Origin of the sequence: Agrobacterium sp. (assembly GCF_032092815.1) — a bacterium.
GTDB lineage: Bacteria > Pseudomonadota > Alphaproteobacteria > Rhizobiales > Rhizobiaceae > Agrobacterium.
The window spans coordinates 40,568-49,663 of sequence record NZ_DAMDBP010000030.1 but is presented as its reverse complement, the minus strand read 5'-3'; the positions used below and the strand labels follow the sequence as shown (position 1 = coordinate 49,663).

Genomic DNA, 9,096 nt, shown 5'->3' with positions numbered 1-9,096 from the left:
ACCGGGCTGTCCTCATAGGCCGTCACCACCACCTTGGCCTCTGAGGCATAATGCAGGTACCACAACATGTGGCAGGCCGATAATGCCGAAAGCAGCAGGTCTTCCGGGTTCATCTTTGTCGGGTCACCACCCAGCAACGGATCATTGGAACAATGAATGACCGCCTTTCCGGGCACGGCCACATCCCAGGTGCGGTCATAGGCGCGGTAACTGCTAGTGCCACTGCCGCGATTGCCGGTCCAGATAACAGCGGATGTATATTCATGTGCCATGGCGTAATGCTCCAAATTTAGATTCGTATACGTGTATACACACTTGATTGGGATATGCCAATAATCCGGACAGAAAGCTTCCGCCCGGCACCCCTCAAACTACTTTCAACCGGGAACCTCGGTCTGCTTCAGCGGCTGCAGAACGATATCGGCAAGGGCTGACTTGCCGACTTGAAAGGCCACCTGATAGTCCGGGTCTTCCACCATGGCCATGAAGGCGGCGCGGCTGGGATATTGCACCAGCAACACTGCATCCCACATTGTCACCGCGCCATCGGTGAGGATTGGCAGGCCATCACCGCGAAACAGGATTTTTGCGCCAAAGCGCGCCAGAATGGGCGCTGCCATTTCAAGGTATTCATGGTGCCGCTGCCGGCCACCAACGGGCTCAAAGCGCAGCAGGTTCAACATGACGATTGGCGTATCATCTCGAACGGACAGGAAGTCGGTGAGGGCGGTTTGATTGATCGTAACCATAGGTATTCCTTTGATGTAGCCCCACTAAGGAGTGTGCCATCAGGTCTACCGTACCGCTTTGTCAGAAACTGTCAGCATGGCGCGCCAATCGCGATCCTGCTCGCGCCAACGTTTGATCAGCGCAGTGCGGCGCTCCGGGTAACGCTCGCTCAATACAGACGCTGCGCCAACCCGGTCCACCCGAAAGTGGCGAAAGGCGGCGCGCTGTTCGCACCAGGCCGCCAGAATGCGCACATCATCGAAATAGACGAGCGCGATCGGCCAGATGGTCCGTTGCGTCACCTTGCCTTCAGCATCGCTGTAATCGATCGACATTTTCATTTGTCGGCGGATGGCGTCACGCATGGCCGCAACATGGGCGGGGTCGGTGCGCTCGGAGGCAGTTGCCGGTATCATAAGCGGCACTGCCATGGCGCTTGATGCGGCTCGGTCATCCCGCGCTGACAGGATTTTCGCCATGGCGCTTTCGCCGCTTTGCACAAGGGCAGGGTCGGCGTGTTGCTGCACCCATTCCAGCCCCAGCCGTATGGCGTCCAGCTCATCAGGTGAAAAGGCAAAATGCGGAAGAAAGAAACCTTCTTTCAGCAGAAAACCAATACCGGCCTGCCCATCCAGCGGCGCACCCAGCAACCGCAGCGTTTCAATGTCGCGGTAAACACTGCGCTGCGAAACACCAAGCTCATCGGCCAGCTCCTGCGCGGTCACCGGTCTGCGTTTGGCGCGCAGCACACTCAACATTTCAAACAGGCGGCTTGTTCTCGACATGATCAACTCTTTCCACAAAAACCTGGTCCCGCGCAACGCCCGTGATGGTGCGCAGGGCGATATCTAGAGATCATCGGCTTGATCCACATCTGCGCATCCGTATACATGTCTACGCACCACAACACGCCACGCTGACACCGCTGGCAAAGGACCATGCCATGAACCTGACAGACCGCATTCGCGCCGATATTCTGGATGGCAAATTTGCCGCCGGGGACATGCTGTCGCAGGTTGATCTGGCCGCCCTTTATGGCGTCAGCCGCATTCCGGTGCGCGATGCGCTGCAAATACTCTCCGGTGAAAAGATCGTTGAGCTGCTGCCCGGCAAAAGTGCCCGGGTGGTGACATTGACGCGCGAAGCTCTTGATGAGATCTACGAGCTGCGCCTGATGCTGGAATGTGACCTGCTGCAGCGGGCGATTGGTCGTGCCACTTCAGCCGATGATGCCGAGCTGGATTATGCGCTGAAAAAGTCATCGCTGGAGGCCGGGCGGCCCGGTTGGCACAGCGGCGACTGGCTGTTTCACAAAACGCTCTATGCCCCGGCCGCACGGCCGCGCCAGCTGCTGATGGTGGAAGAACTGCGCACCAGCTGCATTCTTTATGCGCCGGATTATCAGGCGCTGGCGGAGCAGACCCCGCGCTGGCTGGAAGACCATCAGGCGTTGACCCACGCTTATATCGCCCGCAACGCCGACGAGGCCGTCACCATTTTGCGCCGGCATATTCTGGCCGCACAGGCCGAGGCGCAACGCAAAATTCCTGCAGATCAGTCCTGAGAGCGAAATGCCGCTCTAACGCGCGAAGGCCGCTTTCAGCCCGAAGCGGCCATCGGGATATATGTTCTCGCGGGCGCCTTGGCGCCCGGCAAGATGTGGTTCAAAGATACGTTTGATAAAACGGTATCAGCTTTTCGAGGGCGAGGGCGACCGGCTTGGGTTTGTCGTAGAGATCATAATGTGACCAGTCTTCCAGCGAAACAAGCCGCCTGTCAGCTGAGGCCGTTGCACGCCCATAGACTTCCATGCCGTCGCGGTAAGCACCGAACGCACCGATTTTTTGACCGATAACCACCATCAAGGGTTGGGTCAGAAGCGTCTCCGTGAAGGAAAACGCATCCCATGCCAGCGTCTTCTGCGCGTGGGAGAACAACATTCTCGTCCAGCCGCCCGGCTGCTGGCCCCTCGGCGTCTTGTAATAATCGGTTGCCTCAAAAACGTCGCGCTCGGTCAGTCCGTTTTCCTTGGCGACATCGGCGCTCGCTGGAAGAAGTTCGTTGACCTGGAGTTGGCCGCCGCGTGCCTCACCTGTGCGTTGCACGCCCATGGCGGCGAGCGCGCCGAGCGGATCATATCCGCTGAATCCCTCGCGAAACAGACGGCCGATATTGACACCGGTAATACTGGCGACGGCCTTGATCCGCTTCTCCGTCAACGTGGCATTGATGGCGTAACCACCACCACCGCAGACGCCGAGAACACCGATCCGGGCCTCGTCTATGTAAGGCAGCGTCACTGCGTAGTCGATCACCCTGCTGATGTCTTCGACCCGTTGTGTTGGGTCTTCGATCCAGCGCGGCGAGCCACCCGATGCCCCTTGAAAACTCGCGTCATAGGCAATGACGACGAAACCCTGTTCAGCGAGCGCCTTGCCATAGACACTTCCCGAGGTCTGCTCTTTGCAGCTTCCGAACGGATGGACGCTGACAATCACCGGATATTTCTTCGTCTCGACGAAGTCTGATGGGAAATGGATGTCAGCGGCGATATGCCATGCCATGTCGGCATTCTGGAATTGAACGGTCCGCATGATTGCTCTCCGATTTTTTGGGGAGCGTTCTGCCCGACACGACGGCAAGCAGAACGCTTCGGGGCTTACTCGGCAGCCACCTTGGACGCTGATGGTTCGACAAGTGTGCGATCGAAGAATGGTGCCAGGACCGACACCGCCTCATCGACATATTGTTCGCCATCATACAGTTCCATATGGTTGGCACCTTCAACCACATGCAGCGCCTTGTCGCGGCTTGCGGCACGCTTCAACAGGTCATCGCTCATCCATTTGCTGCCGGCCTTGCTGCCGGCAATGATCTGAAGCGGCTGTGTGAGATAGACCTCGGCCATGTGATAGGCATCATAGGTGATGATCTGGTTCAGGCTGCGCAGTGTCGCAAAACCCGGTGCTGTCGGGCATTGCGCACGGGCTGTGTGGTAATATTCCCAGGCCTGACGCAGTTCTTCATTCGGCGCATCTTCTTCCTTCAAGGGAGCGAGCGGCATCTGCGCCTTGGCAGCACTGGCTGCATCGGTCGTGCGGGCGTTCGATCCGGCCTCGATATAGGGCAGTGCATCGATATCCCTGACGTTATTCTCCCAGCCATTGCGGAACATCGAACCAATATTGACGGCGCTGACTGTGCCAACTGCCTTGATACGGCGATCCTGGATCGCGGCATTGGCGGTGTAGCCGGCGCCGGCGCAGATGCCCATGCCACCAATGCGGCCCTGGTCGACATAGGCAAGTGTCGTCAGGTAATCGATGACGGCACTGACGTCTTCGGTGCGGATGTAGGGGTTCTCCAGCTGGCGCGGTTCGCCGCCGCTTTCACCCTGATAGGACGCATCATAGGCAATGGTCACAAACCCGGCCTCTGCGAGCTTGCGGGCATAGGTGCCGGCAGTCTGTTCTTTCACGCCGCCGCCCGGATGCGACACCACGACGGCGGGGTATTTTCTGGCTTCGCTGAAGCCTTCCGGAAAATTGATAAACGCCGACATGGTGATGTCAGGATTGTTCGAGTTTACGAAACTGATCTTACCCATTGTCATCTCCTCTTGTTCTGATCTGGTCTTCACCGCGCCAGAAGCGGATGACTGGAAATATACAGCCGACCCGGCTATCATTCCATGATAGAGAAATGCATGAACCTATCACTGAGGTGATTGATGGATCGCCAGGACATGGCAGACCTCACGGCATTTGTCGTGGTGGCCGAAGAACGCAATTTCACGCGGGCCGCGTTGAAGCTCGGGCTTTCGCAGTCGGCGCTCAGCGGCATCGTGCGTCGTCTTGAGGGACGGCTGGGAGTAAGGCTTCTGGCGCGAACCTCCCGCAGTGTTGCGCCAACAGAAGCCGGTGAACGGCTGGTGCGGACACTGACACCCATGCTCAGCGAACTCGACCAGAGCTTCGCAGACCTCAGCATGTTTCGTGACCGGCCAGCCGGAACGATCCGCATCACATCGGTGGAACATGCAGCAAAAACCATCATCCGGCCCGCGCTGACGCGGCTTTTGGCCAGATACCCCGATATCAATGTCGAGGTGAACGTCGATTATGGTCTGGTCGATGTTGTCGCCGACCGCTTTGATGCCGGGGTCCGGCTCGGGGAACAGGTCGCCAAGGACATGATTGCAGTGCGCATGAGCCCGGATACGCCGATGGCCATCGTCGGCACAGCTGCCTATTTTGAAGACCGTTCCGTGCCTGAAACCCCTGAACAACTCATCGATCACAGGGCAATCAACCTTCGTTTGCCCACCACGGGCGTCTTGAATGCCTGGCGGTTCATCGAGGGTGGACGGGAGATCAAGGTGCATGTTGATGGTCCGCTGGTCTTCAACACAATCGATCTGATCCTTGATGCAGCGCTAGACGGCGTAGGGCTGGCTTATCTGCCGCTTGACCAGGTGAGCGAGCATATTGCCGATAGGCGGCTGGTCAGAGTTCTGGCCGACAGCACGCCGCCGCTTCCAGGCTATCACCTTTATTACCCCAGCAGACGACATGCATCCCCGGCCTTCAGCCTGTTTGTTGACGCCGTGAGATACCGCGCATGACAGCGGATGAGTTTTTGACCGTGAATTAAAGCGCCTGCGCTTGGGGTCCTGGGCGGGAAACAATTGCCTTGAACTTTTCAATTCTGCCAAGCAGCAGGTCACGATAGTCCTGTGGCGAAATGGTGCGTTCAGCAACACTTGTCAGCCCGCGGGAAACGGGCACCAAGAGGTCTCCAAGCTGTTGTCCGCGAAGCGCACCTATACTGTTTTCGTCGCCCCCTTGCGCCCCAAGGCCGGGCGCCAGAATAACCGTATGCGGCATCAGCATCCGCAGCCGTCGCCCCTCGTGGGGCACGGTTGCTCCAATCACCGCACCAATCGGGTTCAAGCCCGTTTCATCTCGTTGTCCTGTGGCGCTGATCAATTCTGCAACATGGTCGGCAATCGAACGGTTCCCGGCAATCCGGTCCTGCAACCAGCCAGCGCCGGGGTTGGACGTGCGGCATAGAACGAACAAGCCTTTTCCATAGCGCTTGGCGCACTCCACATAGGGTTCGAGCGTATCGGGGCCCATCATTGGGTTTACGGTCAGGCAATCGGCCTCAAAATCACCCGAACCTCCCTCTGATGCGGGTGTCAGATAGGCACGGGCATAGGCGGATGCGGTTGCGCCTATGTCGCCCCGCTTCGCATCGAGAATGACACCGATACCGGCTGCTTTCGCGCGTTTCATGGCAAGCGAAAGGGCACCCAGTCCGGCCAAACCGCATGCCTCGAAATAAGCACTCTGGAACTTTACGAAGCCGACCTTGCCTTCGATTGTATCCAAAACGAAATCGACGAACTGGCCGATCCAGTCGCTACCATCCGTTTCGAAGAAGGACGGAATTTCAGACAGGGACGGATCGATGCCAGCAACAAGCTCGCCATATTCCTGCGCATTCTGCTGAACCAATTCGACCCATGAAACCGATGCCATTGCCCAATCCCCTCTGATCTGAAAATCTCAGCCTCACATTATCTCATAAAACAGATAGAGATAGACCCAAACCGGCTTATGGCACAAAACGGCCGATCAGGTGACGTTGAATGCCGAGCAAGCGGGGCAGGGGCAACCGGATCTGCGTTCAGGCTGACGGCGAATGACAACGCCACGAGCGAAGTCCGCTATCGCTGCTGAGAGGGCGTCAATTTGTTCCCGACACGCTCCTCAATTCTTGCGGAAGGACGCTCGGTAGTCCCTGGGTGTCATGGCTCGCAGCGACCGGAACTGGCGATTGAAATTGGCCAGGCTGTCATAACCAACATCCGCTGCGATCTGCGCTATCGGCCGGTCAGTCGCCGAAAGCCGTGAACATGCATCCCCAATCCTCAGTCGTGTCACATAGGCGGACACAGTCGAATTCGTGTGTTTTGCAAACATTCGGTGCAGGCCGGACTCACTCAGCGCAGCAAGTTCGGCAAGATCGCTTATCCGGATCGGATGGCGATAGAATTGGTGAAGATGCTGGAGCACCCTGTCGATCCGCGAGCGGCTGTCGGTGTTCAGGGGTGCCGCCGCAGAAGCAAGCACGCAGGCATCGCCTGCGGCAGCGAGCCTGACAAGGATGTCGAGCGCAGTCATCAGACGTCGTGCCGGATCGGCCACGAATATCTGTTCAAAGCTCTGCTGCAGCGAGCGTCCGCGGTCTGCACCGAAAGAGAGCCCTGGGCCAGCCTGGGCAAACAGCCGGGCAACGGGCGCGAGCTCGATAGCGCTTCCAACAAAGCTGTCGATCCATGACTGTCGAAACCAGATGACCAGCGCCGTATGTGGGCAGGCCTCATCAACCTTCGTGCGCGATGCCCAGGTATGAGGAAGGTTGGGCCCGACGAGGACGAGGTCCCCGTGCCCATATTCCCCGACATGGTCGCCGATGAAGCGCTGTCCCTGAGAGTTGAGCGTGAGTGTAAGCTCGTATTCCGGATGGTGATGCCATTCAAACGGGATCCCATTTTCAAGCCGACGATCGAGCGTCGCCAGAGACGAACTCGGCATGCTCGGCAGTTTTTCCAGATATGGCCTCAGCATGCTCAACCTTCCCCCAATACGCCAGAATAGTACCAGTATGGTGAAGTCTGCGACAACACGGCATGCCGGAAATTGTTATCCTCCTCGCATCACAGCCACGGTGAGAACGGACATGGGAGATTACGATGCACGCCTCGACAGCGACCAAACGCGACAGCCACCCGACAACATCAGCTTCGACACAATTGAAGGACATCCAGAAGACCTTGCCGCTGCGTGTCTTGTCGAAGGCGGACTGGGAGCATTGGATCACCAAAGGCTACATCATTGTTCGCCAGGCGGTTCCTGCGGCCAATGTGGAACGGCTTGTCGATCTCTTGTGGAAATTTGACGAGAAGAACCCGAACGATCCCTCAACCTGGTACGCGCCGCAGCGCCGCGAGCACAAGATGAAGGAACTCAATAATACCGGGATGCTCGAAATCTATAATCACCAGTATCTCTGGGATAATCGCATGGAGAAACGCGTCTACGACGTCTTTGTCGACATCTGGGATCGGGAAGACCTCTGGGTCACCATCGATCGCGCCAACCTCAATCCTCCCAAGAAGGTCATAGGCAATCCAAACGGCTTCATCCATTGGGATGTCGATACCTCGATCCGGCCGCTGCCCATCGGCGTGCAAGGCGTGCTCAGCCTCAAGAAACAGGATGGTGACGTGGGCGGCTTCCAGTGCGTACCCTACCTGTTCGAGCATTTCGAGGAATGGGTGAAAACCCAGCCCGGAGATCGCGACCCGATGCATCCCGACATGACAGGCCAGACGATAGTCAATATCGACATGGAGCCGGGCGATCTGATGATTTTCAATTCGCTCCTTGCCCATGGCGTGCGCCCGAACCACTCACACGACAGGGTTCGCATGGCGCAATATATCTCCATGCATCCGGCCGAGTTCGACAACGAAGCCGAGCGTCAGGAACGCATCCGGCTGTGGCGCGATCTTGACCACCCGCAACGCGATGCCTTTCCGGGCGATCCGCGCGGGTGGGAGAAAAACAACGCGACGACCGCAAAGCTTTCGGAACTCGGCGAAAGGTTGTTGGGCCTCAAGGCCTGGTGATCAATCAGTTGCAGCGCGGCGAGCCACAGGCGCTCGCCAGCGCCATAGTGACCGCAATTGGCGCTTTCCTGCCAAACCGCAGCGTTCCCGGATGAACTTTCGTGTGTTTTGGACAACACCCGGCCCATCCGAAACTGCCCGCAACCGCACTAAACAGCCGATCAGGTGAGGTTGAATGCCGAGCGGATGCCATCCACCACGAACTGTACGGAAAGGGCGGCCAGAATGACACCGAGCAGGCGGGTCAGGATGGCGCGGCCGGTATTGCCAAGGAAGCGGTCCATGCGGTCGGCAATGGCCAGCGCCAGATAGACCAGCAGCAGCGTGAAGGCCAAGACGCCAAGCAGAATGGCCTTGTCGAGATAGGTCTGCATGGAACCGGCAATCAGCACGGTGGCGGAAATCGCACCGGGCCCTGCAATCAGCGGAATGGCCAGCGGAAACACTGCCAGATTGTGAATGTGGTCCTTGGTGATGGCAATGGTCGAGGTCTTTTCCTTGCGCTCCTGGCGTTTTTCGAAAATCATCTCAAACGCGATCCAGAACAGCAACAGACCACCGGCAATGCGGAAGGCACCAAGCGAAATGCCAAGAAGCTGCAACACGGCCGCCCCAAACAGCGCAAACACCGCCAGAATGGCAAAGGCAATCAGCGTGCCGCGCAACGC

At 57.9% G+C, this 9,096-nt stretch carries 11 protein-coding genes; 3 read left to right on the top strand and 8 right to left on the bottom strand.

All coding sequences use genetic code 11. The features are described from left to right. The 3 genes from RT613_RS16795 to RT613_RS16785 all read right to left on the bottom strand — a co-directional run. The coding region (locus RT613_RS16795; protein ID WP_313617149.1) for an OsmC family protein at positions 1 to 272 on the bottom strand (272 nt) is incomplete at its 3' end. A 105-nt stretch (positions 273 to 377) separates the two neighbouring features. After that, positions 378 to 749 (bottom strand): DUF1330 domain-containing protein, encoded by a 372-nt coding sequence (locus RT613_RS16790; protein ID WP_313617147.1) that lies wholly within the window; start codon positions 747 to 749, stop codon positions 378 to 380. A gap of 45 nt (positions 750 to 794) precedes the next feature. After that, positions 795 to 1,514 (bottom strand): YafY family protein, encoded by a 720-nt coding sequence (locus tag RT613_RS16785; RefSeq protein ID WP_313617145.1) that lies wholly within the window; start codon positions 1,512 to 1,514, stop codon positions 795 to 797. 158 nt (positions 1,515 to 1,672) lie between these two features. Between RT613_RS16785 and RT613_RS16780 the strand changes: the two genes are divergently transcribed. After that, complete coding sequence (locus RT613_RS16780) at positions 1,673 to 2,293, top strand: GntR family transcriptional regulator (protein WP_313617143.1); 621 nt, start codon at positions 1,673 to 1,675, stop codon at positions 2,291 to 2,293. Positions 2,294 to 2,393: 100 nt separating this feature from the next. On the opposite strand, the gene RT613_RS16775 is transcribed toward RT613_RS16780, so the two are convergent. Next, a complete protein-coding gene (locus RT613_RS16775) occupies positions 2,394 to 3,323 on the bottom strand; it encodes an alpha/beta hydrolase (protein ID WP_313617141.1) in 930 nt (309 codons plus the stop codon). Positions 3,324 to 3,388: 65 nt separating this feature from the next. Beyond that, complete coding sequence (locus RT613_RS16770; RefSeq protein WP_313617139.1) at positions 3,389 to 4,336, bottom strand: alpha/beta hydrolase; 948 nt, start codon at positions 4,334 to 4,336, stop codon at positions 3,389 to 3,391. A 123-nt stretch (positions 4,337 to 4,459) separates the two neighbouring features. Between RT613_RS16770 and RT613_RS16765 the strand changes: the two genes are divergently transcribed. Continuing rightward, the gene (locus RT613_RS16765; protein ID WP_313617137.1) at positions 4,460 to 5,353 is read left to right on the top strand and encodes a LysR family transcriptional regulator; all 894 of its coding nucleotides are present in this window, start codon (positions 4,460 to 4,462) and stop codon (positions 5,351 to 5,353) included. A gap of 25 nt (positions 5,354 to 5,378) precedes the next feature. Here the strand turns inward: RT613_RS16765 and pyrF are convergent, their stop codons facing one another. Both pyrF and RT613_RS16755 read right to left on the bottom strand, forming a co-directional pair. Continuing rightward, entirely contained in the window at positions 5,379 to 6,272 is an 894-nt protein-coding gene (gene pyrF, locus RT613_RS16760; protein WP_313617136.1) for an orotidine-5'-phosphate decarboxylase, read from the bottom strand. Between the two features lie 231 nt (positions 6,273 to 6,503). Next, on the bottom strand, positions 6,504 to 7,364 hold the full coding sequence (locus RT613_RS16755) for an AraC family transcriptional regulator (protein WP_313617134.1): 861 nt from the start codon (positions 7,362 to 7,364) through the stop codon (positions 6,504 to 6,506). A 125-nt stretch (positions 7,365 to 7,489) separates the two neighbouring features. Between RT613_RS16755 and RT613_RS16750 the strand changes: the two genes are divergently transcribed. Beyond that, the gene (locus RT613_RS16750; RefSeq protein WP_313617133.1) at positions 7,490 to 8,428 is read left to right on the top strand and encodes a phytanoyl-CoA dioxygenase family protein; all 939 of its coding nucleotides are present in this window, start codon (positions 7,490 to 7,492) and stop codon (positions 8,426 to 8,428) included. Positions 8,429 to 8,589: 161 nt separating this feature from the next. Here the strand turns inward: RT613_RS16750 and RT613_RS16745 are convergent. After that, a partial coding sequence (locus RT613_RS16745; protein WP_313617132.1) for a MarC family protein occupies positions 8,590 to 9,096 on the bottom strand: 507 nt, incomplete at its 5' end.

What these genes read in the sequence shown, in the direction of transcription:
- RT613_RS16790 (WP_313617147.1), bottom strand. Translation starts at nt 749, where the DNA reads ATGGTTACGATCAATCAAACCGCCCTCACCGACTTCCTGTCCGTTCGA.
- RT613_RS16785 (WP_313617145.1), bottom strand. Translation starts at nt 1,514, where the DNA reads ATGTCGAGAACAAGCCGCCTGTTTGAAATGTTGAGTGTGCTGCGCGCC.
- RT613_RS16780 (WP_313617143.1), top strand. Translation starts at nt 1,673, where the DNA reads ATGAACCTGACAGACCGCATTCGCGCCGATATTCTGGATGGCAAATTT.
- RT613_RS16775 (WP_313617141.1), bottom strand. Translation starts at nt 3,323, where the DNA reads ATGCGGACCGTTCAATTCCAGAATGCCGACATGGCATGGCATATCGCC.
- RT613_RS16770 (WP_313617139.1), bottom strand. Translation starts at nt 4,336, where the DNA reads ATGGGTAAGATCAGTTTCGTAAACTCGAACAATCCTGACATCACCATG.
- RT613_RS16765 (WP_313617137.1), top strand. Translation starts at nt 4,460, where the DNA reads ATGGATCGCCAGGACATGGCAGACCTCACGGCATTTGTCGTGGTGGCC.
- pyrF (WP_313617136.1), bottom strand. Translation starts at nt 6,272, where the DNA reads ATGGCATCGGTTTCATGGGTCGAATTGGTTCAGCAGAATGCGCAGGAA.
- RT613_RS16755 (WP_313617134.1), bottom strand. Translation starts at nt 7,364, where the DNA reads ATGCTGAGGCCATATCTGGAAAAACTGCCGAGCATGCCGAGTTCGTCT.
- RT613_RS16750 (WP_313617133.1), top strand. Translation starts at nt 7,490, where the DNA reads ATGCACGCCTCGACAGCGACCAAACGCGACAGCCACCCGACAACATCA.